The 23,403-nt window shown below is 41.0% G+C and carries 18 protein-coding genes, 5 tRNA genes and 1 pseudogene; 1 reads left to right on the plus strand and 23 read right to left on the minus strand.

Annotated features, from left to right (window positions below; genetic code table 11):
* Positions 1 to 17: 17 nt before the first annotated feature.
* From IKB69_RS07025 to IKB69_RS07135, 22 genes and pseudogenes are all read right to left on the minus strand, one after another.
* Complete coding sequence (locus IKB69_RS07025) at positions 18 to 479, minus strand: cation:dicarboxylase symporter family transporter (protein ID WP_290947770.1); 462 nt, start codon at positions 477 to 479, stop codon at positions 18 to 20.
* 19 nt (positions 480 to 498) lie between these two features.
* Positions 499 to 1,007: pseudogene (locus IKB69_RS09155) on the minus strand (cation:dicarboxylase symporter family transporter).
* Between the two features lie 225 nt (positions 1,008 to 1,232).
* Complete coding sequence (locus tag IKB69_RS07040; protein WP_290947773.1) at positions 1,233 to 1,730, minus strand: flavodoxin; 498 nt, start codon at positions 1,728 to 1,730, stop codon at positions 1,233 to 1,235.
* A 113-nt stretch (positions 1,731 to 1,843) separates the two neighbouring features.
* Positions 1,844 to 2,584, minus strand: coding sequence for a polyphenol oxidase family protein (locus IKB69_RS07045; protein ID WP_290947774.1), 741 nt, complete (start codon positions 2,582 to 2,584; stop codon positions 1,844 to 1,846).
* Between the two features lie 57 nt (positions 2,585 to 2,641).
* Positions 2,642 to 4,720, minus strand: coding sequence for an elongation factor G (fusA, locus tag IKB69_RS07050; RefSeq protein ID WP_290947775.1), 2,079 nt, complete (start codon positions 4,718 to 4,720; stop codon positions 2,642 to 2,644).
* Between the two features lie 13 nt (positions 4,721 to 4,733).
* Positions 4,734 to 5,201: a 30S ribosomal protein S7 gene (gene rpsG / locus IKB69_RS07055; protein WP_290947776.1), complete on the minus strand. Its 468-nt coding sequence runs from the start codon at positions 5,199 to 5,201 to the stop codon at positions 4,734 to 4,736.
* Positions 5,202 to 5,214: 13 nt separating this feature from the next.
* Positions 5,215 to 5,604 (minus strand): 30S ribosomal protein S12, encoded by a 390-nt coding sequence (gene rpsL, locus IKB69_RS07060; RefSeq protein ID WP_285257709.1) that lies wholly within the window; start codon positions 5,602 to 5,604, stop codon positions 5,215 to 5,217.
* Between the two features lie 50 nt (positions 5,605 to 5,654).
* On the minus strand, positions 5,655 to 14,336 hold the full coding sequence (locus tag IKB69_RS07065) for a DNA-directed RNA polymerase subunit beta/beta' (protein ID WP_290947778.1): 8,682 nt from the start codon (positions 14,334 to 14,336) through the stop codon (positions 5,655 to 5,657).
* Positions 14,337 to 14,487: 151 nt separating this feature from the next.
* A complete protein-coding gene (rplL, locus tag IKB69_RS07070; protein WP_290947780.1) occupies positions 14,488 to 14,865 on the minus strand; it encodes a 50S ribosomal protein L7/L12 in 378 nt (125 codons plus the stop codon).
* A 36-nt stretch (positions 14,866 to 14,901) separates the two neighbouring features.
* Entirely contained in the window at positions 14,902 to 15,384 is a 483-nt protein-coding gene (gene rplJ, locus IKB69_RS07075; protein ID WP_290947782.1) for a 50S ribosomal protein L10, read from the minus strand.
* A gap of 93 nt (positions 15,385 to 15,477) precedes the next feature.
* Positions 15,478 to 16,182, minus strand: a complete 705-nt coding sequence (rplA, locus tag IKB69_RS07080; protein WP_290947784.1) for a 50S ribosomal protein L1 — start codon at positions 16,180 to 16,182, stop codon at positions 15,478 to 15,480.
* A 19-nt stretch (positions 16,183 to 16,201) separates the two neighbouring features.
* Entirely contained in the window at positions 16,202 to 16,627 is a 426-nt protein-coding gene (gene rplK / locus IKB69_RS07085) for a 50S ribosomal protein L11 (RefSeq protein ID WP_290947786.1), read from the minus strand.
* Between the two features lie 14 nt (positions 16,628 to 16,641).
* Positions 16,642 to 17,172 (minus strand): transcription termination/antitermination protein NusG, encoded by a 531-nt coding sequence (gene nusG, locus IKB69_RS07090; protein ID WP_290947788.1) that lies wholly within the window; start codon positions 17,170 to 17,172, stop codon positions 16,642 to 16,644.
* Between the two features lie 10 nt (positions 17,173 to 17,182).
* Positions 17,183 to 17,368 (minus strand): preprotein translocase subunit SecE, encoded by a 186-nt coding sequence (secE, locus tag IKB69_RS07095; RefSeq protein WP_290947790.1) that lies wholly within the window; start codon positions 17,366 to 17,368, stop codon positions 17,183 to 17,185.
* Between the two features lie 28 nt (positions 17,369 to 17,396).
* Positions 17,397 to 17,472: transfer RNA gene (locus IKB69_RS07100), tRNA-Trp, on the minus strand.
* Between the two features lie 20 nt (positions 17,473 to 17,492).
* Complete coding sequence (gene rpmG / locus IKB69_RS07105; RefSeq protein WP_290947792.1) at positions 17,493 to 17,663, minus strand: 50S ribosomal protein L33; 171 nt, start codon at positions 17,661 to 17,663, stop codon at positions 17,493 to 17,495.
* Between the two features lie 14 nt (positions 17,664 to 17,677).
* Complete coding sequence (tuf, locus tag IKB69_RS07110; protein WP_290947794.1) at positions 17,678 to 18,877, minus strand: elongation factor Tu; 1,200 nt, start codon at positions 18,875 to 18,877, stop codon at positions 17,678 to 17,680.
* A 90-nt stretch (positions 18,878 to 18,967) separates the two neighbouring features.
* A tRNA-Thr gene (locus tag IKB69_RS07115) sits at positions 18,968 to 19,042 on the minus strand.
* Positions 19,043 to 19,094: 52 nt separating this feature from the next.
* A tRNA-Gly gene (locus IKB69_RS07120) sits at positions 19,095 to 19,171 on the minus strand.
* 42 nt (positions 19,172 to 19,213) lie between these two features.
* A tRNA-Tyr gene (locus IKB69_RS07125) sits at positions 19,214 to 19,299 on the minus strand.
* Between the two features lie 57 nt (positions 19,300 to 19,356).
* Positions 19,357 to 19,432, minus strand: a tRNA-Thr gene (locus IKB69_RS07130).
* Between the two features lie 111 nt (positions 19,433 to 19,543).
* Positions 19,544 to 20,866, minus strand: a complete 1,323-nt coding sequence (locus IKB69_RS07135; RefSeq protein WP_290947796.1) for a mechanosensitive ion channel domain-containing protein — start codon at positions 20,864 to 20,866, stop codon at positions 19,544 to 19,546.
* Between the two features lie 118 nt (positions 20,867 to 20,984).
* Here IKB69_RS07135 and IKB69_RS07140 point away from each other — a divergent pair, with 118 nt between their 5' ends.
* Positions 20,985 to 21,773, plus strand: a complete 789-nt coding sequence (locus IKB69_RS07140) for a transporter substrate-binding domain-containing protein (RefSeq protein WP_290947798.1) — start codon at positions 20,985 to 20,987, stop codon at positions 21,771 to 21,773.
* Positions 21,774 to 22,110: 337 nt separating this feature from the next.
* Here the strand turns inward: IKB69_RS07140 and IKB69_RS07145 are convergent, their stop codons facing one another.
* Positions 22,111 to 22,239, minus strand: a complete 129-nt coding sequence (locus tag IKB69_RS07145; protein WP_290947800.1) for a hypothetical protein — start codon at positions 22,237 to 22,239, stop codon at positions 22,111 to 22,113.
* Between the last annotated feature and the right edge of the window lie 1,164 nt (positions 22,240 to 23,403).

Raw genomic sequence — 23,403 nt, forward strand, 5'->3', positions numbered from 1 at the left:
GGTGCCTTTGGCATAACTTATACGACCTTAAACTCTTCTGGATGATCAAGTGCATAGAGGAAACGCTCTTTATTTATGCGCTTATCCCAAATACTCACCATCACACAAGCAATCACATTGCCACATAGATTCCCAACTGCACGCATCTCGCTCAAAAATTTATCAATCCCAAGTATCGCTGCCACACTCACTGCTGGGATAATCTGGCTACCATCCGCTGTCGTCAGTGCTACAAGTGTACCTGCTAGAACAACAAAGCCACTGCCTGTAACCCCAACTGCACCCTTTGATGAAATCATCAAAATAAGAATAAGCGTCAATGTCTGCACAAAACTAATGTGAATGTCAAATGCTTGGGATAAGAATATCACCGCTAGACTTAGATAAATATTTGTCGCATCAAGGTTGAAACTATACCCCGTTGGCATAATCAACCCTACGCTTGCCTTTTGCACGCCGGCATGCTCAAGCTTGCGCATAAGTGGAGCTAGAGCCGTCTCACTGCTTGAAGTCGCAAGACCACGAGTACCTCTGCATAGATAAAGCGAAGATATTAATTCCGCCAATTTTGCAAATTACCCCAAGTACTACAAAAATAAACACTAAAATCGCTAGTGCCATTGTCAGCAGTAGCATAATCATTCCACCAATAGAACTAAACCCAAAATGTGCGATGAGATATGCCATTGCCCCAAAAGTTGCAAGTGGACTATACCAAATCAAAATTGTCAGCACTTTAAAGAAAGTTCTTGCATACTCTCAAAATATCTCAAGCATTTTTCCTTAAAGCTAGGTGCTACAAAAGAGAGTAAAATCGCAACTACAAGTGCCATTACTAATACCTGCAATGTCTTGCCCTCAACAAATGGTGTGATAGGATCGTGCGGAATTGCACTTAATAGAATATGGTAGATTTCTTCGCCTACACTTTGAGCTTGCTGTGAAGCACCTTGTGCAATATAGCTCTCCACACTTTGAGCATCAAGGCTTACTGCATCAAGATGCATTCCGTGCCCGGGCTTTAATAACTCGCCAAAGACCACACCAATCACAAGTCCAAGCAATACCCAAAAACAAGACTTTTTAAAAACCTATGATAGATAGGAGAATGACTGCATCTTTTAATCTCAAAGTCCTATATTACAAACAGATCGCTATCATGTCTTAGAAAAAATGGGGAAACAGGTAGAGAAAAGTAAAGGCAGGTAGAAGCCTGCCTTTAAGTTTAAACATTAAGCAAGTTTGCCTTTAATATCAGCAACCCACGCTTTGATCCTATCTGCTGTTTTATCATCTTGATTGTCTTCATCAAGTACCAAGCCCACAAACTTACCATCAACAATAGATTGAGAATCAGAAAACTCATATCCATCAGTTGAAGTCTGCCCTACGATTGTCGCGCTATCTTTTACTTTATTGTAAATATGAGAGATTCCATCACAGAATGTATCTGAATAAGTGTCTTGATCACCAAGTCCCACAAGTCCCACAACTTTCCCAGCGAAATCTCCATCACTTAGAGAATCTAAAAAATCCTCCCAATCAGTTTGTAAATCACCGCTACCATAAGTGGGTGTAACCAGAATAAGATTCTTAAAAGAAGTAAGTTGATCTTTACTGGCACTTGCTACATCAATAAGATCTGCGTTTCCAAGCTCTGCTGCAATTCGCTCTGCCACATTTTTTGAATTACCACCATCGCTACCAAAAAAAATTCCAACTTTTTCCATTTATGTGTCCTTTCCTAAAAAATTGAAAGCTAAATATGCCAAATTTGTTTAAACAGCGCAATAAAAGCTATTGCGTAAAAGTAGAACTTAGTTCAAGCTCAAAACTATGAGACCTAGCGCAAGCTCGCCAAAAGACCAAAGCGTCCTGTTTGCATATGTTTTTTACTAGCCCTTCTATGAGAAAACAATCGCTCATCACACGCCGTACAAGAATCTAAAATCTCTAAATGCTCATCTTTTATCCCTAGGGTGCTACATTCATCTCGCAGCATTGCAATGAGATCTAACATATTAGAGCCATTGTGTATATGTATATATCGCTCATCAAAGTCATTTGCAATTTGCTCACAAAGGCTTGAATCGATTTCATAGCAACAAGCTCGTATAGAAGAACCAATAAACACAAGCAAATCACTCGGCTTTGAACCTTTGGCTTTCAAGGCTTGAGTAGCTTGAGTAAGAATTCGCTTACATACACCAGCACGCCCAGCGTGCAAAAGTGCAAAAACATTGCACTTAGGGTCATACAACAAAATGGGATTGCAATCAGCTACCATAATCAATGCAACATAAGAAGTATCTGCACACAAAATTCCATCTGCTTGGATTACACCCTTGGTAAGCCGATGCACTACATAGAGATCCGTCGCATCAGCAATATGTGCAGAGTGAATTTGATCACACCACAACAACTGCTTTCCATCAAAATATCGTAAAATTTGTTCGCGGTTTGTCGCTACCGAATCTGGCACATCTCCTGTGTGATAAGCAATATTACAGCCCGTGAAAGAAGCTTTACTCACACCACCAAGGGCGCAAGTTTGGATGAAGTCAATAGGAAAACTAGAAAACAAAGAACTCTGCGCGCTCGTATAAAAAACACTAACAGAGTAATCGCTCATAACTAGAATCTAGCCATTGCGTTTATCAATAACATCTTTTGCAGTATTACTTGGGACTTCACCATAGTGATCAAACTCCATCGTATATGTCCCTCTACCCTGTGTAGCTGATCGCAAATCCGTGGAATAGCCAAACATCTCTGCGAGAGGCACAAAAGCATTAACAATCTTAAGTCCCATTCGATCATCCATAGAGTTGATCTGTCCGCGCCTTCGGTTAAGGTCACCAATCACATCACCCATATATTCTTCTGGAACCTCTACCTCAACTTTCATTAAAGGCTCCAACAGCACTGCGTTAGCCTTGCGACAAGCATCCTTGAATGCCATAGATCCGGCAATCTTAAATGCCATCTCACTAGAATCCACATCGTGATAGCTTCCATCATAGAGCGTAACCTTACAATCCACGACAGGATAACCAGCAAGCACACCATTTTGCATAGCCTCTTGGATACCCTTATCTACCGCTGGGATATACTCCTTAGGGATAACACCACCACTAATTTCATTAACAAACTCGTATCCTGTGCCAGCTTCTTTTGGCTCAAGCTTGATATGGACATGCCCATACTGTCCACGACCACCTGATTGCTTAGCATACTTGCACTCTTGTGTTACACTGCCCCGTATAGTTTCTCGATACGCTACTTGCGGCTGTCCGATCGTTGCCTCAACCTTGAATTCCCTCTTCAATCGATCAACGATAATTTCTAAATGTAGCTCCCCCATACCGCCTATAAGAGTTTGCCCTGTTTCCTCTTGAGTACTGACACGGAAACTTGGGTCTTCTTCCGCAAGTTTGCCAAGCGCGACAGCCATCTTCTCTTGATCAGCCTTCGTCTTTGGCTCAACAGCAATATGGATGACAGGCTCTGGGAACTCCATACGCTCCAAAATCACAGGACGCTTTTCATCACAAAGAGTGTCGCCTGTTAGAGTTTCTTTAAGTCCGACAAATGCACAAATTTCACCCGCATACACCTCTTTAATATCTTCACGCTTATTGGAATGCATTTTAAGCAATCGCCCAACGCGTTCTTTCTTGCCTTTTGTTGAGTTAAGTACATAACTACCAGACTCAAGCATACCTCGATATACACGGACAAATGTAAGTTGACCAACGAATGGATCTGTCATAATCTTAAACGCAAGCCCAGCAAACTCACCATCATCACTTGACTCTACAAATACTTCTTTCTCATTTTTTGGATCTATACCCTTAATATTAGTTACTTCCGTGGGCGCAGGCAAAATATCCACAACAGCATCAAGCAGTGTCTGGACACCCTTATTTTTGAAGCTCGAACCACATAACATAGGAATAAGACTCATGCTATGACAACCAAGCTTAATGCCTCTCTTTATTTCCTCTACACTAAGCTCTTCGCCACCAAGGTATTTTTCCATAAGCGTCTCATCTTGCTCTGCAGCTGCTTCTATAAGCTTCTCACGATAAGCAACTGCTTTTTCTTGTAAGTCAGCAGGGATCGCCTCAATATCATATTGAGCACCCATAGTTTCATCATTCCAAACAATGGCTTTCATTTGAATCAGATCAACAACACCTCTAAAGCCATCTTCCGCACCAATAGGGATGTTAATAGGCACAGGATTTGCCTTTAGGCGTTCTTTGATTTGACTTTCTACATTGTAGAAATTCGCGCCAATACGATCCATTTTATTAACAAACACAAGCCGAGGCACGCCATACTTATTTGCTTGCCTCCACACAGTTTCACTCTGGGGTTGCACGCCACCCACAGAGCAAAATACAGCCACAGCTCCATCAAGAACACGCATAGATCTTTCTACTTCAATGGTAAAATCCACATGTCCGGGAGTATCGATAAGGTTAATCTGATGGTCTCTCCAAAAACAGGTTGTCGCTGCTGAAGTGATAGTAATTCCTCGTTCTTTTTCTTGCTCCATCCAATCCATTGTTGCAGCGCCATCATGTACTTCCCCAATCTTATGGCTTACGCCAGTGTAAAACAATATTCTCTCAGAAGTTGTTGTTTTACCCGCATCAATATGTGCAGCAATCCCAATATTTCTAATTTTTTCTAAAGGAGTTTTTCTTGCCATAACAACTCCTTAACTACCAGCGATAATGAGCAAATGCTTTGTTTGCTTCTGCCATTTTATGTACATCTTCTTTTTTCTTAAACGCAGCACCCTTATCACTCGCCGCATCCATTAGCTCATTTGCCAGCCGCTCAACCATAGTACGCTCATTGCGTTTTCTCGTAGCTTCCAAGATCCAACGAATACAAAGAGATTGTTGCCGCACCGGGCGAACTTCTACTGGTACCTGATAAGTTGCCCCACCCACACGGCGAGAGCGCACCTCTACCAACGGTTTCACCCGCTCAAGAGCTCTTTCAAATATCTCTATACCCTTTTCCCCACTCTTCTCTTCTATCTTAGCAAACGCTGCGTAAATTATCTTCTCCGCTATACTCTTTTTACCATCATACATCATCTTGTTGATGAATTTTGTAACTACCTTATTGTCATAAATAGGATCACCTAAAATCTCTCTGTTGGGCGCTCTTCTTCTTCTCATTCTATATCCTTACTTACTTTTTATCGCCACTGGCCTTCGCCTTTTTAGCACCATACTTACTGCGAGATACACTCCGCTTAGCGACACCAGCAGTATCAAGTGCACCACGCACAATATGATACTTCACACCTGGCAAGTCCTTAACTCTCCCACCACGCACAAGAACAATAGAGTGCTCTTGCAAATTGTGCCCCTCTCCAGGGATATAGCTAATAACTTCAAACCTACTTGTCAAACGCACTTTGGCTACCTTGCGTAAGGCAGAGTTTGGCTTCTTAGGTGTTGTCGTATAAACACGAGTGCAAACACCTCTCCTTTGTGGACACTCCAGCAATGCTGGGGACTTGGTTTTTTTAATAACCTTTTTTCGTTCTTTGCGAACAAGCTGATTGATGGTTGGCAATTTATTTCCTTAATTTTGGGATTAAAACTAGACATACAATTCTACATTATCTAATCTTTTATTTCTCTTAGATTCCAAGAATCCAATTCCTTGGTTTTAACAATAAAGTTTCTATCTTTATATAATCCTGTCCCAACTGGAATCATTCTTCCCAGAACAACATTTTCTTTTAAATCCTCCAAGAAATCTTTCTTGGCTGAAATACTTGCCTCTGTTAAAACCTTTGTCGTCTCTTGGAAAGATGCTGCTGAAATAATAGAATCACTACTTATCGCTGCACGCGTAATACCAAGCAAGACAAGCTCTGCTATGGCTGGCTCACCACCAAGCCTCATGATGCGCTCATTTTCCTCTTTGAAATGACGCTTACTAACAAGATCATTCTCGATAAAACGCGTATTGCCCGGATCAACAATGCGTACTTGACGCAACATTTGCGATACAATCACTTCAATGTGTTTATCTGCAATGTTAACCCCCTGACCGCGATAAACTTGCTGCACTTCATTAACAATAAAATGCAACAACTCTTTTTCGCCACCAATGCGTAAAATATCGTGACTCGATGTAATACCATCGGTCAAAGCTTCACCAGCATGGACAAACTCATCCTTATGCACTAGGATTCTCTTGCTTTTATCAACAAGATATTCGCTCACTCCACCATCTTGGGCAGTAACTATAATGCGCTCTTTATTGCGGATAGATTTACCAAAACTAACGACCCCATCAATATCCGATAAGATCGCAGAATCTTTAGGCTTACGCGCCTCAAACAACTCCGCAACCCTGGGCAAACCACCCGTAATATCCCGTGATTTAGCAACTGCTTTTGGCGTCTTGGCTAACTCATCAGCCTTAGTTACTTTAGCCCCATCAACCACTTCTGGAGCGATGGTTGTATTGGGCTCAAGAGCATAGCGTCTTATATCTTTACCATTTGTGATAATTATGCTTGGCTTGAAGCCTGACGGTATGTAATCATTAATTTTTAATTTTTTCTTACCATCAGTCTTGTCTTCTTGCTCGGTCGCTGTAAGCCCAAGCACAATATCTTCAAAGGAGACGACGCCATCAATGTCACTAATGGTAATTGTATTATAAGAATCCCAAGTTGCAACGAGATTATTTACATCGTGTGCTGGCTCTGCAAGAAGTGTATCCACCTCAACTCGACTATTATCATCTACTAGAATCTTAGAGTCTCTAGCAATATAATGCCTTGTCGCCTCTCTGTCGTGTTTATCTGCAATAACAGCGAAGATGCCTTTTTCTGTAACAATATCTCCCTGCTTGAAATCATGCACACGCTCTAAATGATCTCCTTCTAGCAAGTAGTATTTGACAACCCCTTGCTCCTTGGAGTAGATTTTTTGACTAATAGGAGCATTATCTTGGGCGATAATCTCACTCGCATAAGGGATGCGATTAGGCACATTCCAGCCATCTTTCACAATATCAACAATACTGCCCCCCTTGGCAACTTTGTAACCACTCTCATGCGCTATATACAACTTACCCTCAAGCCTACCACTAACCCCTGCAAGCTCATTTGGCTTGGCAACATCACTCCTACGCACAACATACTTTTTCTCTTGCTTACCGTTTTTGACCATTATGACGATCTCATCGTGTGCCGTTTCTACATACAAAGTCCCATCAAATGGAGCCTTGATTTTTGGCTCCACAACAAGAACGGCGGCATTTCTGCGATTAATGACGATGTTTTTGCCATCTTTATTTTTATAGGTCTTAATATTATAGTAGCGAATAAAACCTTCTCTCTCCGCTCTAATTTCTTTCTCTTCTTGAGTTCTGCTCGCAGTTCCGCCAACATGGAATGTGCGCAGTGTAAGTTGGGTGCCAGGCTCACCAATAGACTGCGCGGCAATAACACCGACTGCTTCGCCTGGGCGCACCATCTTACCCTCACCAAGATTGATACCATAACATTTAGCACATACACCCTTTGGTGCCTTACAGGTAACAGAATTACGTATGATGACAGATTTTACATTGGCTTCAACAATGCGCTTTGCAGCTTTTTCATCAATCAATGTCTCCGCGCTAAAGAGCACTTCATTCGTAACAGGGTCAATAACATCTGCTGCTAACACCCGCCCAAACACTCTCTCTTCCAAGGGCTCTAGCAACTCTGATCCATCAATAATATCGCTTATCTCACAACCCTCGTGTGTTCCGCAATCTTCCATGGAAATTTTAACATTCTGACTTACATCAATAAGCTTTCTTGTTAAATACCCTGCGTTAGCTGTCTTTAATGCTGTATCCGCAAGCCCTTTACGCGCCCCGTGAGTAGAATTAAAGTATTCTAAAACATTTAACCCCTCTTTAAAGTTTGACACAATAGGTGTCTCAATAATAGTTCCATCTGGTTTTGCCATAAGACCACGCATAGCAGAAAGCTGCCGTATTTGCGCTGCGCTACCTCTTGCGCCAGAATCCGCCATCATATAGATAGAATTAAACCCTTCTTTATCTTGGGCGATAATGGTACTCATCTTCTCTCCAAGCTGCTTGCTAGCTTCTGTCCAATAATCAATTGTCTTATTGTATCGCTCCGCTTCAGTCATTGCTCCATGCTCAAAGTCATCTTGTAGCTTACGCACTTTCTCTCGAGCCTGTGAGATAATCTCATCTTTATCATCAGGTATGATAATATCAGCAGCAGAGATCGAAATCCCAGCCTTAGTTGCATAAGTAAAACCTAGGTTTTTCAAATCATCTAAGAAAGCTGCCGTTGCTCCTATGCCAGTCTCTTTATACACATAATCAACGAGAGCACCAATGTCCTTTTTCTTTAAAACCTTATTCCATAAATCAATAGGCACAACATCTGGCAAGATGGAGCGTAAAATCATTCGTCCAGCAGTAGTTGTTACAGGATAGCGGTTGATGACAGTCTGTATTTTAGCGTTAATGTCAAGCTCACCCGCATCGATAGCAATCACAATTTGATTAATATCACCAAATAGCTTATGCTCGCCTTTTACTCCCTTTTTCTCCAAGGAGAGATAATAAAGCCCCAATACCATATCTTGACTGGGCACCGCAACAGCCTTACCACTCGCTGGAAGGAGAATATTCATTGAGCTCAACATCAGCACCTTGCACTCCGTAATAGCTTCTTGGCTTAGAGGCACATGCACAGCCATTTGATCGCCATCAAAATCCGCATTAAACGCCGAACAAACAAGAGGGTGCAACTGAATAGCCTTACCATCAATTAGTTTTGGATGAAAAGCTTGGATAGACTGCTTATGAAGCGTGGGAGCACGATTAAGCAATACAGGATATCCATCAACAATCTCTTGCAAGCATTCCCACACTTCATTTGTCTTTTGCTCAATCATTTTTTTAGCCTGCTTCAGCGTGCTTGCGTAGCCCTTTTCTTCTAAACGGGCAAGCAAGTGAGGTTTAAACAACTCAAGTGCCATATTTTTGGGCAACCCACATTGATCCATTCTTAAATTTGGTCCCACAACAATAACACTTCGCCCAGAAAAATCTACCCGCTTCCCAAGCAAATTCTGGCGGAATCTACCCTGCTTACCTTTGATAATCTCTGAAAGCGATTTGAGAGGTCGTTTATTGGCACCCTTAACGGCATTGGCATTACGCCCGTTATCAAAGAGTGCATCCACAGCTTCTTGAAGCATACGCTTCTCATTGCGCACAATAATTTCCGGCGCATCAAGCTCCATAAGGCGCTTTAAACGCTGATTGCGATTAATCACACGACGATACAAATCATTGACATCACTAACAGCAAATTTCCCACCATCTAGCGCAACAAGTGGACGCAAATCTGGTGGCAAGACAGGCAACACGGTAAGCATCATCCACTCTGGACGATTACCAGAATTCATAAAGCTTTCCACAACTTTTAATCGCTTAACAATACTCTTTTTCTTCGCCTCGGAATTAGTGGATTTTACTTCTTCACGCAACGAAACAAGAAGAGCCGCTAAATCGAGTTGCTCAAGAAGCTCTTTTACCGCTTCTCCACCCATTTGCGCAACAAACCCTCTATCGCTAAAACGTTGATAGATGTTTTGATATTGTTCTTCATTGAGAACATCGTATTTCATCACCGGTTTAGTAGATTCATTATCATAAAATGCCTCGCCCGGATCTTTAACAATATATGCTTCATAATACAGCACGCGCTCCAAATCCTTCATTTTTACACCAAGCAAAGTGCCAATACGACTAGGAAGAGAGCTAACATACCAGATATGTGCCACTGGCGTTACCAAATCAATGTGCCCCATTCTTGATCGACGCACTTTTGAGCTAGTTACTTCCACGCCACATTTTTCACACACCATACCCTTATAACGAGGCTTTTTATACTTGCCACATAGACATTCATAGTCTCTCACTGGTCCAAATATCTTGGTACAAAAAAGTCCATCACGCTCTGGCTTCAATGTGCGATAATTTATCGTTTCTGGCTTTTTGACTTCACCTCGACTCCACGATCGTATCTTTTCTGGACTAGCCAACACAAGCTGGAAAGAGCTAAAATCTTTTGGACGATTGTCTTCTTTTACTTCTAGAGCTTTGGGATTGCCATTTTCATCAAGGGTATTGTCAAACACATTTGCATCAAGAGCAAGGGCTTGCAACTCCTTAATGAGAACATAAAATGTCTCCGGAATCTCCGACTCACCTACTGGCTCACCTTTGGTGATAGAGCGGTAGGCATTCTCACGTCCGACAATATCATCAGATTTAAGCGTAAGCATCTCTTTGAGCGTATGAGCCGCCCCATAAGCCTCTAGTGCCCAAACCTCCATTTCTCCAAATCTTTGCCCACCAAAAAGAGCCTTTCCACCCACTGGTTGCTGAGTAATAATACTATAAGGACCGGTGCTACGAGCATGAACTTTTTCATCAACGAGATGATGGAGTTTGAGCATATACATATAGCCGACATTAACTTTCTCGCGTATCCTTTCACCCGTCTTCCCATCATAAAGCTCAACTTTTCCATCCATATCAATCTTAGCTTCTTCAAAGAGCCTATTAAACTTCTCTTGAGTAATGCCTTCAAAAACAGGGATAGCAAACTTCACTCCATTGCTCCAGTCCCTTGCATAACTAAGTAATTCAGCATCTTTACACTCTTTAATAAACTGAATCATCGCAGAATCTTCATCGTTAGTCAATTCTGCAATTGTAATCATTTTTTGTCGAAGCTGTTGGACAAAATCAACTGCCTGACTCTCAAGAATCTCGGCCAGCTGATTTCCCAAATTTTTCCCCACAAGTCCCAAATGCACTTCTAGAATCTGCCCAATATTCATACGACTAGGCACGCCAAGTGGATTTAGAACAATGTCTATTGGCTCGCCATCAGCGGTATAAGGCATATCGACAGCAGGAACAATGGTGCTTACAATACCTTTATTTCCATGTCGTCCAGCCATCTTATCTCCCACTTTGAGTTTGCGTTTTGTGGCAATATAAATTTTCACTTGCTTAACAACACCGCTTGGCAAAATATCATCTTTTTCAAGTATAGATAGCTTTTCTTCGTGCTCCTCTCCTAATGTCTTTTTCTGCTCAAGGAAATTCGCCTTAATCTTCTCATATTTACCCTGGACAGTCTTGCTATAACTTTTTATAAGCGTATTTAGGGCAAAGCGGTTGATTTTTGCTATTTCGGCTTTTGGAACTTTCTGCCCCTTTTTATACTTCTTCTCATTAATCGTTGCATCTGCACTTAGCTCCTGCTTAGAAAGCATACTGCCTACACGAAGCAACTCTTCTTTATTAAGCATCGTCAAACGATCGTGATGCTCAATATCTAAAATAGATTTCTCCTGCTCGTAAGCACTAATAGCTCTAGCGTCTTTCTTATAACCTTTTTTGGTGAAAATTTTCACATCAATGACTGTTCCCTCTAATGAAGGTGGGCAATACAAAGATTTATTTACAACATGCCCTGCTTTTTCACCAAATATTGCACGCAACAATCGTTCTTCTGGACTGGGTTTTACCTCCCCTTTTGGCGTAACTTTTCCAACAAGAATCATTCCTGCTGTAACATAAGTCCCAATTTTCACAATCCCGCTCTCATCCAGATGAGCTATCTCTTCTTCATGCACCCCAGGTATATCAGCTGTAATCTCCTCTGTGCCATGCTTAAGCTCTCTAGCTTCCACTTCCTTCTCATAAATATGCACAGATGTGAAAGCATCTTCTTTGATGAGTCGCTCGCTAACAACAATTGCATCTTCAAAGTTGTAACCATTCCAAGGCATAAAGGCAACGCGGATATTTTTTCCCAACGCTAACTCGCCCATATCCATACTAGCACCATCAGCGATAATTTGCCCAGCCTCTACTATATCACCTCGCTTAACAATAGGGCGCTGAGCAAAACATGTATTTTGATTGGTGCGCAGATTTTTTTGCAATGAGTAGCCATCAATATAGGCACCGCTAGAATCTTCGCCTAAAATGTAAATGTTTCTCGCGTCTATTTTTTCAACAACACCTCCACGAATAGCCTTGACAGCCTCCCAGGAATCTCTAGCAATAATTTGCTCAATACCTGTCCCTACAATTGGAGCATCGGGCTTCAGCAGTGGCACAGCCTGTCGCTGCATATTTGACCCCATAAGAGCTCGATTTGCATCATCGTGCTCCAAAAAAGGAATCAAACTTGCTGCAACACCCACAAGCATACGCGGACTCAAGTCAATAAACTCTACCTCATCTGATTTACGCAAAGCAATCTCGCCACCGCAACGCGTCTCAATGAGTGTATCAACAATATTGTTGTTAGAATCTAGCTTGGTGCTTGCTGGAGCAATCACCTTGCCATCTTCTTGCGTGGCGGTGAGATAGACAATCTCATCGGTCACCATGCCATTGACAACCCTTCTATAAGGGGCTTCTATGAAACCCAAGTCATTAACAAGTGTAAAAGTGGCGATGGTATTGATAAGCCCTATATTTTGCCCCTCTGGAGTCTCAATAGGACAAATTCTACCATAATGTGTAGGGTGAACATCGCGAGCCTCAAAACCAACGCGCTCTTTAACAAGTCCCCCCTCTCCTAATGCGGATAATCTGCGCTTATGAGTGATTTCGGAAAGTGGGTTAGTTTGGTCCATAAACTGCGAAAGTTGTCCACCCGTAAAAAACTCCATAATAGTACTTGTGATCATCTTGGCATTAATGAGATCGTGAGGCATAACAGCATCAAATGTCCCGCTCATCGTAGTAAGCTTATCTTTGATAGCCTTTTGCATTTTAACTAAGCCAGCGTGTAACTCATTTGCCAACAGCTCACCAATAGCCCTAATTCTACGATTACCAAGATTGTCTCTATCATCAATCCTGCCATCACCATTTCGCACTTTCATAAGATAGCGCGTTGTCTCTATAATATCTTCGTGTGTAAGAACCGTTACATAGTTCGGGACCTTTAGCTCAAGCTTGTGGTTCATTTTCATACGACCGACACGCGTCAGATCATAAGATTCCGCATCGAAAAATAGTCGGCGCACAAACTGCTTGGCAACCTCTTTTGTTACAGGTTCTCCGGGTCGCATAACCTTATAAATACGGATGGCAGCCAAATCATTTTCGTCATCAATTTTCTCTGTTTGCTTAAGGAGTTTTAGAGATTCTGTTTCAGCAATAAATGAATTGATAATTGATGCATCAAGACCCATTGCCAAATCGTTAACAATGACGAACTCTTTAATTTTCAACTCATTGAGCTTTTTGATCTTGGCATCATCAAGCTGTGTTAATGTGTCAAAAATCACCTCACCAGTTTTTTTATCAACAATGGGGCTAAACAAATATCTATTTGCCAAAGTTTCTATTGGATACTCAACCCAGTCTAGCCCATTAGTCTTAAGTTCTTGTGCCTTTCTAGCACTAAGACGCTTGCCAGAGGCTACAATGACCTCACCCTTAATGTTTCTGAGATCAAACTCTACCCTTCCCTCAAAATCTAACGGATTAAACCGGAGAAGAAATTTACCCTTCTCTATCCTGATTTTAAGGAGAGGATAAAACATTTTTAAAATATCTACTTTACTATACCCAAGCGCACGGAAAAATATAGTAGCCGGAACTTTTCTGCGCTTATTAATTCGGACAAAAAGTGTATCTTTAGAGTCATACTCGAAATACAACCAAGAACCGCGATCAGGAATAATTTGCCCCATATAAGTTAGCTTGCTAGCGGTACTTGTTGATTCATCTTGCTTAAAAATTACACCCGGACTCCTGTGCAGCTGATTGACAACCACACGCTCCACGCCATTAATAATAAAAGATGTTCTATCGGTCATTAATGGTATCTCACGGACAAAGATGCTTTGCTCCTTGATATCTTTTGGTGCTAATTTTTCACCTTTTTCATCTTTTTCCCATTGAATGAGCTGAACTTTGATTTTTAGAGGTATAGCGTAGGTTATACCTCTCTCCATCGCCTCTCTAACGGTATATCTTGGTTTGCCATACTCGCACCCAACATATTCGAGAGTAATACGATTTTGAGCATCTTGGACAGGAAATATTGATTTAAAAACTTTCTCAATTCCACTTTCTTTGCCATCTTTCGCATACAAAAAAGAATCATAACTATCTCTCTGTAAGAGCAACAAGTTTGGAACTTCTAGTCTCTGCCGTTGAGAGAAATCAACACGAAGTCTATTGCTTATTTCTTTTTTTACCATAATATAATCCTTAAAAATGCAGGGTAGTAGAGATCGGCACTCTATGAGAATACACAATCATACACTCTCATAGGGCACCCCAAATGCAGATAGCCCAAAAACATGGTTCCTATATTTGACTACCCAAATATAGGAGTAAGCACAAGCAAAACTATTTAATTTCAACTTTCGCGCCAGCTTCTTCAAGTTTTTTCTTAAATGTCTCTGCTTCGTCTTTATTGACACCCTCTTTAAGTGTGTGTGGAGTTTTTTCTGTCGCATCTTTCGCTTCTTTAAGTCCAAGACCAGTAATTTCCCGCACCACTTTGATGACATTAATTTTGTTGGCACCAGCTTCCACAAGAACAACACTAAAATCTGTTTTCTCTTCTACACCACCAGTAGCTGCACCACCAGTAGCTGCACCAGCCACCACTGTTGGTGTAGCACTAACACCAAACTTTTCTTCAAAAGCCTTTACAAGCTCTGAAAGCTCTAGGACAGAAAGCCCACTAATATACTCTAAAACATCTTCTTTTGTAATAGCCATTTTACAACTCCTTAATTTTTTAGCACAACTCTGCTATTAGTTTTGTTCTTTTTGCTTTCGTAAATTGTCTAGCCCTGTCGCAAAATAGCGCGCCGGAGCTATCCAAACAGACAAAAGCATACCGATAAGCTCTTCTTTGCTTGGAAGCTTAGATACAGAAATAATATGATCTTTATTGACTTTCTGCCCATCGAAGCTACCAGTTTTAATGGCAAACTTCTCTGCATTCGCTTCGGCAAATTTCACAACAACCTTGGCGAGAGAGATTTGATCTTCTCCCCAAATAAATATATTTGTGTTCTTAATATCTAATTCGGGCATACCAGAATCTCTTAAAGCAATGCGTGCTAGAGTATTCTTAATAACTTGCACTTTCACATTTACTTGCCTAGCATTGCGACGCAACTCTTCTAAAGACTTAACATCCGTCCCTTTGTAATCACACACAAGCAAAGCTTGGGTGTTCTTAAACTCCTGCGTAAGCATCTCAACCATTTCTTGCTTCTGAACTTTGGTCATTTTTCCTCCTTTCAGACAAGACTTATACAAGGAAAATTATTAAGCTCGCGCCCTTGTAGTCATTAGTCTAAGATAAACAAGTCGATAGATCTATTACTTTACATCCATAAGAATCTGCGCATCAAGCTTAACAGCAGGAGACATTGTCAAGGAAAGCGCACCACCTCGGATAAATTTACCCTTTGCACTAGATGGTTTAAGCCTATTGATCGTTTTTACTAACTCGAGCATATTATCCCTAATCTTTTCTTCAGAAAAACTAGCTTTGCCTATTGGCGCGTGAATATTACCCTTCTTATCGACTCGAAAATTCACTTGCCCACTCTTTGCATTAGACACAGCTTTACTTACATCCATTGTAACAGTACCTGTCTTGGGATTAGGCATCAAGCCTTTTGGTCCCAAAATTCTACCGACCTTCCCAACAAGAGCCATCATGTCTGGCGTAGCAATAACAATATCAAAATTGATATTGTTATTTTTAATTTCTTCCGCCAAATCATCATCTCCCACAACATCCGCCCCAGCATCTTTGGCTTCATCAGCCTTAGTTCCCTTAGCAAATACTGCTACACGAACCTTTTTTCCTGTCCCATGTGGCAAAACAACAGCACCACGAATCATTTGATCCGCATGGCGAGGATCTACTCCAAGTCGTAGAGCTAACTCCACCGTTTCATCAAATTTAGCCGATGCAAGCGATTTAACAACACTAATACCAGAGTCTATATCATAAAACCTATTTGCATCAATCTTTTCGGCTAAGTTTTGGATTCTCTTTGCTACCTTATTTCTCATAATCTATACCTTCCACAATTTACTCTACAATTTCTATGCCCATACTTCGCGCAGACCCGGCGACAATCTTCTTTGCCGCCTCTATGTCATTTGCATTAAGGTCTTCCATTTTCGCTTCAGCAATCTCTTGAAGTTGTTTTGATGACAACTTGCCTATTTTGTTTTTTAATGGATTGTCAGAGCCCTTAGCTATACCAGAAGCCTTTTTAATCAAGTCTGTTACAGGTGGCTTTTTGGTGATAAAGGCAAAGCTTTTATCTTGATAAACAGTTATAATGACCGGTATATTAAAGTCACCCATATCTTTAGTTTTCTCATTGAAAGCCTTACAAAACTCCATAATATTAATGCCTCTCTGTCCAAGAGCTGGTCCAACAGGAGGTGAAGGATTTGCCTTCCCTGCTGGAATTTGAAGTTTTAACTCACCTACTATTTTTTTTGCCATTTTTTACCTTTCAATCAAACTATTTTTTCTACTTGTGAATACAAGATCTCTATTGGCGTATTTCTACCAAAAATAGAAACATTGAGCTTCAATTTTTTATGCTCGACATCATAGCCTTCCACTGTTGCTGTAAAATTAGCAAAAGGACCTTCATTGATTCGTACAACCTCTCCAGGATCAAAAGATATCTTCGGCTTAGGTGCTGCACGATTTGTATTTTTTTCCAAAATATGGGCAATATCAGCTTCACTCAACGGAGTTGGCTTCTTGCTCTCGCCAATAAAACCACCAACCCTAGGAAGAGATTGTATCGTATGCCAAAGTGATGTATCCAAATCAACATGTATAAATACATACCCAGGATATATACTTCTCGCACTTATTTTCTTTGCTCCATCTTTGACTTCGTAGATATCTTCTGTAGGAACAACTATCTCTCTCACTCTATCTTGAAGATTATACTCTTGAACAAGATTCTCAATAGCTTTCTTTACAGACTGCTCACTCCCAGAATATGTTTGTATAGCATACCAACCTAGCGACATAACAATACTCCTAATCCCCAAAAAATTTAGACACAGAAGCAAACAAAATAAGATCGACTAGACCCAAAAATAAAGCTACCACAACTACCACAACTACCACAGATATTAAGGCATTTCGTATCTGCTCTTTCGTAGGAAAAACAACCTTAAGAAGCTCTTCTTTTGCTACTTTATAATAAGTAATTATTTTTCTCATTATCTTACCTTAAACTGTTGCTAAATAATGGCAGGTCAGGAGGGACTCGAACCCCCAACAACCGGTTTTGGAGACCGACGCTCTACCATTGGAGCTACTGACCTAAAAAGCTAGAGTTATTACTCTAGCTTTTAAGCTTAATTTCTTTATGAATAGTATGCCTATTGAGCCTAGGGCAGAACTTTTTGAGCTCCAGTTTTTCCGTTTTTGTTTTAACATTTTTCGTCGTGCTATAATTAATATCTCCACACTCCGAACATTTCAAACCAATTTTTACTACATTACCCTTAGCCATATCAAAAGCCCTGACTACTTAATAATTTTGCTTACAACACCGGCACCGACAGTTCTGCCACCTTCGCGAATCGCAAACTTAGTCCCGAGTTCAAGTGCAATAGGGTTAATGAGCTCAACAGTAATCTTAACATTATCACCTGGCATAACCATTTCTACACCATCTGGCAATTTGATAGATCCTGTTACATCGGTAGTACGCACATAGAATTGCGGGCGATAATTGTTGAAGAATGGCGTATGTCTCCCACCCTCATCTTTGGAAAGAACATAAATCTCACCCTCAAATTCACTATGTGGAGTAATTGACCCAGGCTTACAAAGAACCATACCTCTCTCTACTTCCTCTTTCTTGGTTCCTCGTAGTAAAATACCCACATTATCGCCAGCCTCACCCTTATCTAGTTCTTTTCTAAACATTTCTACGCCGGTAACTGTTGTCTTTTGTGTATCTCGGATACCGACAATCTCTACTTCATCACCAACCTTAACCACACCTCTCTCAATTCTACCTGTTACAACAGTTCCGCGTCCAGCAATTGAGAACACATCTTCCACTGGCATAAGAAAAGTCTTTTCTGTATCACGCTCTGGAGTAGGAATATACTCATCAACCTTTGTCATTAAGTCTAAAACTTTTTGCCCCCATTCACCGACATTACCAGCTTTAGCCTCTTCCAAAGCCTTAAGAGCTGACCCAGCCACAATAGGAGTGTCATCTCCGGGGAAATCATATGCGCTAAGAAGCTCTCTAACTTCCATCTCTACCAAATCAAGCAATTCTTGATCATCAACCATATCCTGCTTATTCAAAAAGACTACGATATAGGGAACACCCACTTGTCGAGACAACAAAATATGTTCGCGAGTCTGAGGCATAGGACCATCAGCTGCAGAAACAACAAGAATAGCCCCATCCATTTGCGCTGCCCCTGTAATCATATTCTTTACATAGTCAGCATGCCCCGGACAATCCACATGTGCATAGTGGCGATTTTCTGTTTCATACTCGATATGAGAAGTTGCGATAGTGATACCTCTTTCTCGCTCTTCTGGGGCATTATCAATTTTGTCATAATCTTTCATCTCTGCAAGACCCTTTGTCGCAAGAACGGCGGATATAGCAGCACTCAAAGTCGTTTTCCCGTGATCAACATGCCCAATTGTCCCAATATTGACATGGGGCTTATTCTTGACAAATTTTTCCTTTGCCATAAAAGTCTCCTAAAAATGAATTTAAGTCCTGATTATAATCCTTATTTCTTTACACAAAAATAAAGACTACAACAAAACTAATAGAAAAACTGGAGCCCATAAGCGGGATTGAACCGCCGACCTCTTCCTTACCAAGGAAGTGCTCTGCCACTGAGCTATATGGGCACAAAATAGATTGAGAGCAGTATATATTATAGAATTACTTCAGCTCCCAGTATGGAGCGGGAAACGGGGCTCGAACCCGCGACCCTCAGCTTGGAAGGCTGATGCTCTAGCCAACTGAGCTATTCCCGCAAAAATGCTTTACAAACCATATCCAAGGCTAACCTTAAAGAATGGTGGTGAGTCGTGGATTCGAACCACGGAAGACAAAAGTCAGCAGATTTACAGTCTGCCCTCGTTGGCCACTTGAGTAACTCACCATATCGGCAAAAAAACTGGTCAAACACTGAATCAGAAAAGTCTGTTAGGGTTTGAAATGGAGCTGGTTAAGGGACTTGAACCCCCGACCCTCTGCTTACAAGGCAGATGCTCTACCAACTGAGCTAAACCAGCACAATAAAAATTCTGGATTGTATAATAATAATTTTATCTTGTCAAGATGGTAAGATGGCAACCAAATTAACTCGCCCTCTTTTGCTTCTCACCCAACCAAAAAAGCAGATTCTAGCCAGAAGGCTTTGGATCATCAACATGGGGCAAAGCTTCCACATAGAGACTTTGACTTGGAAAAGCAAGAGATAGCCCAAGACCATCAATGATACGTAAAATCTCCACAATCACCTGTTCCTTTGCTAGGAGATACTCTTCCAAGCTCACGCCCTTGCTAAAACAATAAACCAGTATATTTATCGAACTATCAGCCAGCTCATCGAGTACTACATAGACAGAATGCTTGTAACCCAAATAGTCATCAAGAGAAATAATGTTTTTTTTCAAATGCAGGGCATAGTCTAATGCCTGCTGTGTTGTGGATTCTTTGGCAATGAGTGGATGGGCAAGAAGCATAGCCTTGATAGATTTTATACATTGCAGAATCTTATCAGGCGGTGTGCCATAAGTAAGTCCAATAGAAAGGCGAATGCGCCTACCTGCCTTGCGACGACTCCAATTTATGATAGATTTGTTCGCCAATTCTGCATTAGGTATAAGCACAAGCGCATTGTCTCCAGTGCGGATGGTCGTGCGCCGCAAGCCCATTTCTACAACGACCCCATCAATCCCCCCACATTCTATACGCTCACCCTGTGAAAAGGAATTATCAAAAAGCAACATTACAGATGCAAAGAAGTTAGCCAGCATATCCTTAACTGCAAGAGCCACTGCTAATCCACCAAGCCCAAGTGAAGCAATAATGGCAGATATATTGAATCCTAAAATCTTTAGAATCCAAAGCAATGCGATGACAACAATGATAAAATAGCCAATCTTTAACAAAAGATTGATCACTTCCTTACGGAAGTGATCAATCTTTTGTTGTGCTAGATTTGTGAGAAATGTCGCAACATAGCCCCGCGATACAATAATGACAAACCACGCCCCATTAATAACATAAGCAACTTTAAACCACACTTCTAGCGCGTGGGGGGATGTAGCTGGATAATACAACACATCAAGTGAAATGTTGATACCAACAACAAGCAAAAAAAGTGAAATAGGCTTCATTAAGCTTTGCTGGATCTGCTTTCTTGTCTGCACATCTTGGCGAGACAAATGCAAAAGCATATCAATGAGATAAATGACAAGTTGAGCAAGAGATGATCGACATAACCACAAAAGCACAAAGATGGCAAAACTTAATAGGATTTTCGCACACATCAAAGTTGCGCAAAATGCTGGGAGAACAGACTCTATAGCCAGGAGCGTGCTTGCTAGAAGTACTTGGAGCTTATGCCCAAGCCCTCCTTCTTCAGCGAGAGAATGTGAAGTGGCATATATAAAATAAGGAAAACACATAGTGGCACACCATAGCACATTTAGTTTTTTCATCGGGCTTCCTTCGGCTTGATTCAAGCGAAATCTTATCGTATTTCTACTTGGCTGTGTATTATTTGTTGCTGAATGTGTTTTACAATACAAGCACTAGAATCATCAGCAAGGGGCAGAAGTGCAGAATCTATGGAAAACTGCGTTGGCTGTATGCGCTGGAATATGCTTGACATTTGCCATATTTGGGTGTGAAAACTCTCTAGAATCCATCAAGGATCGGCGTGTGCTACACATTGGCATATCCAAGGCTACCCCGCCATTTGGCTATGTAGATTCCAGTGGTGAATTTGCTGGGCTTGAAGTGCTACTTGGCAGAAAGCTTGCCAAAGATCTCCTGGGCGATGAAAATCGCGTGCGCTTTGGTATCGCTACAAATACACAGGGACTTGAACTTTTAGATTCTTTGGGGCTTGATATTATTCTCTCTAACATACACGACCCACAATCAAACGCTATCGCATTTGCCACCCCATACATCTACACAACTATTAGTGTTATGGGCAAAGTCAATCAACCCCAAGGCATACAAGAGCTCGCTAATGCAACAATCCTTGTGCGTAGTAGCTCTGTAGCACAAGCATATTTCCAAGCTAACTACCCAAAAGTTACCTTGCAAACTTGTGCTGATTTACGCGAGTGCTTAACGATATTTGAGCGAGATGACTTGTCGTATTTTGCCGAAGATAATGCAATCATCACACTGCTTGTGCAGCAGAATCCAGACTTTACCATAAGTGTCCGTGCACTAGGAGACCCCTACCCCATAAAGCCACTGGTTAAAAGCACAAATACAAGCCTGCTTGCTTGGCTCAACAAAGAGCTTTCTATATTGCACAAAGAAGGGTTTTTGCAGCAGGCATTTGACAGTGCTGTGCGTTCATACTACGATGAAATGCGCTCGCGCTAGATTTTATCTCCACCCCACCTAGAATCTAGCTACCGAAAGATTATAGATTGGCTATGATCTTCTCATAAATCGCTTTGATCCCCGGACGCACACTTGTCATAAAACTTACAATAATCACCACTACTATGCCTGTTATCATTCCAGCAATAGCTCCCGCGCGTGTTATTCTGCTCCAAAAGAATAAAAAAGCATCACAGAACCAATTTAAAGATACTAGAATCTTTAATCCATGGAGATTAAAATGCAATGACTACACAAGCAAAACCAAGAATCTACCAATTTTATCACTAGTTACGAGCAAACATCTCACTTGAAATGTGGCGATAAAAGTCTTTTGCTAAAGTTGAGCTAGAGTTTTAGGCTTAATCTCTGCCACGATCTTCACCGCCTCATCATAGCCACCAAGACTTCCTACATTACTAAAGACACAATGATTAAAGCACTCATAGTCAAAAAGTGCTTTCAAAATAATCAGGGATTGTAATGCTATCCACTATGAGACATATGTAGATCTTAAGTCTTTAGCCACAAAGCTCAAATCAAGAAGCCCACTCGCACTAAGCCCCAAGTAATATGACTCTCCGCCAATCCACCCACATACAAAGCCCCGACACCCCATCAGAAGCCAGCTACCCATATCACTAGCACTCGCACTAAACACTAAAACTGCATAACCTAGCGATCGACCGTCTAAAAAGCAATCTTATGTGGTGTTATTTTTCTTGTAAATAAAAATCGATAATAGTATTGAAGCTAATAAACAGTATAATTTGCGCCACTTCCATTTACTCTCCCTATGTTGTTTTTGACGATAGGCTTACTGTGTTCAAAACGCGGGCACCTAAATTTCCATACCGATGGCAAGAAATGCTCCAAAGATTTTTCATTATGATAATACAAAATCCCAAAGTACCCATTGAGCAAAGGCTTATAGCACATAATGACTTTAGCCTTTTTAGTAGCAGTTTGACAGATAAGATTAGTTATCTATCTCTGTTTTATCACACTAGCGCACACGCCCAAAAAAACAACAGCTTGGTAATGAAAATATCCCTACTTTTTCCCATACCACACCACAGAGTTATATTAACGATAGTGCCCATTGTGAGCTTATTGATATAGATATTGTCTATTTGTATATGCGGATAAAATACTCTCACTCTCTTTTTATATAAGCTTTCAAGTCCAGCTGTAATTTATACCCAGTGGCATTAACGATTGTGATGGTTTCTTTTCAATTCCTTACCCTCATCACGCTTAAGAGTAGCGCAAAAAGTTCATTCATATGCGTGAAAGCTCCTTTTCTCGCGCCTCTAGTCATTGATAGCTTTTAAAGGCTTCTCGCCAAATTTATCATATAAAACGCCTAATTTATTCTAAAAACAAAAGAACTTCCACAGGGGTTTTTTAAAGTCTTTATCTCAAGGATAAGCAAAGAAGTAGAGTGGATAATGTTTTTTACCGCGCTATCTCTAGTGATAAAATGGACGCAAATTATCCGCCCAACAGGGCTACTTGATCCACTCTATGAAGTGCGAGATAGTGATAATCAAGTGCTTGATTTATACGATGAGATACAGCTTAGAGTAACTAAAAATGAGCGAGTGCTTATCACTACACTCACTAAAAA

It is taken from the genome of Helicobacter sp., assembly GCF_017502485.1.
GTDB lineage: Bacteria > Campylobacterota > Campylobacteria > Campylobacterales > Helicobacteraceae > Helicobacter_B.

Excerpts from the sequence above, each read along its gene's own strand:
- fusA (WP_290947775.1), bottom strand. The coding sequence starts at position 4,720 with ATGGCAAGAAAAACTCCTTTAGAAAAAATTAGAAATATTGGGATTGCT.
- IKB69_RS07065 (WP_290947778.1), bottom strand. The coding sequence starts at position 14,336 with ATGGTAAAAAAAGAAATAAGCAATAGACTTCGTGTTGATTTCTCTCAA.
- secE (WP_290947790.1), bottom strand. The coding sequence starts at position 17,368 with ATGAGAAAAATAATTACTTATTATAAAGTAGCAAAAGAAGAGCTTCTT.
- IKB69_RS07040 (WP_290947773.1), bottom strand. The coding sequence starts at position 1,730 with ATGGAAAAAGTTGGAATTTTTTTTGGTAGCGATGGTGGTAATTCAAAA.
- rplA (WP_290947784.1), bottom strand. The coding sequence starts at position 16,182 with ATGAGAAATAAGGTAGCAAAGAGAATCCAAAACTTAGCCGAAAAGATT.
- rpmG (WP_290947792.1), bottom strand. The coding sequence starts at position 17,663 with ATGGCTAAGGGTAATGTAGTAAAAATTGGTTTGAAATGTTCGGAGTGT.
- rplK (WP_290947786.1), bottom strand. The coding sequence starts at position 16,627 with ATGGCAAAAAAAATAGTAGGTGAGTTAAAACTTCAAATTCCAGCAGGG.
- IKB69_RS07135 (WP_290947796.1), bottom strand. The coding sequence starts at position 20,866 with ATGAAAAAACTAAATGTGCTATGGTGTGCCACTATGTGTTTTCCTTAT.
- rplL (WP_290947780.1), bottom strand. The coding sequence starts at position 14,865 with ATGGCTATTACAAAAGAAGATGTTTTAGAGTATATTAGTGGGCTTTCT.
- IKB69_RS07025 (WP_290947770.1), bottom strand. The coding sequence starts at position 479 with ATGCGCAAGCTTGAGCATGCCGGCGTGCAAAAGGCAAGCGTAGGGTTG.
- tuf (WP_290947794.1), bottom strand. The coding sequence starts at position 18,877 with ATGGCAAAGGAAAAATTTGTCAAGAATAAGCCCCATGTCAATATTGGG.
- rplJ (WP_290947782.1), bottom strand. The coding sequence starts at position 15,384 with ATGACCAAAGTTCAGAAGCAAGAAATGGTTGAGATGCTTACGCAGGAG.
- nusG (WP_290947788.1), bottom strand. The coding sequence starts at position 17,172 with ATGTCGCTAGGTTGGTATGCTATACAAACATATTCTGGGAGTGAGCAG.
- rpsG (WP_290947776.1), bottom strand. The coding sequence starts at position 5,201 with ATGAGAAGAAGAAGAGCGCCCAACAGAGAGATTTTAGGTGATCCTATT.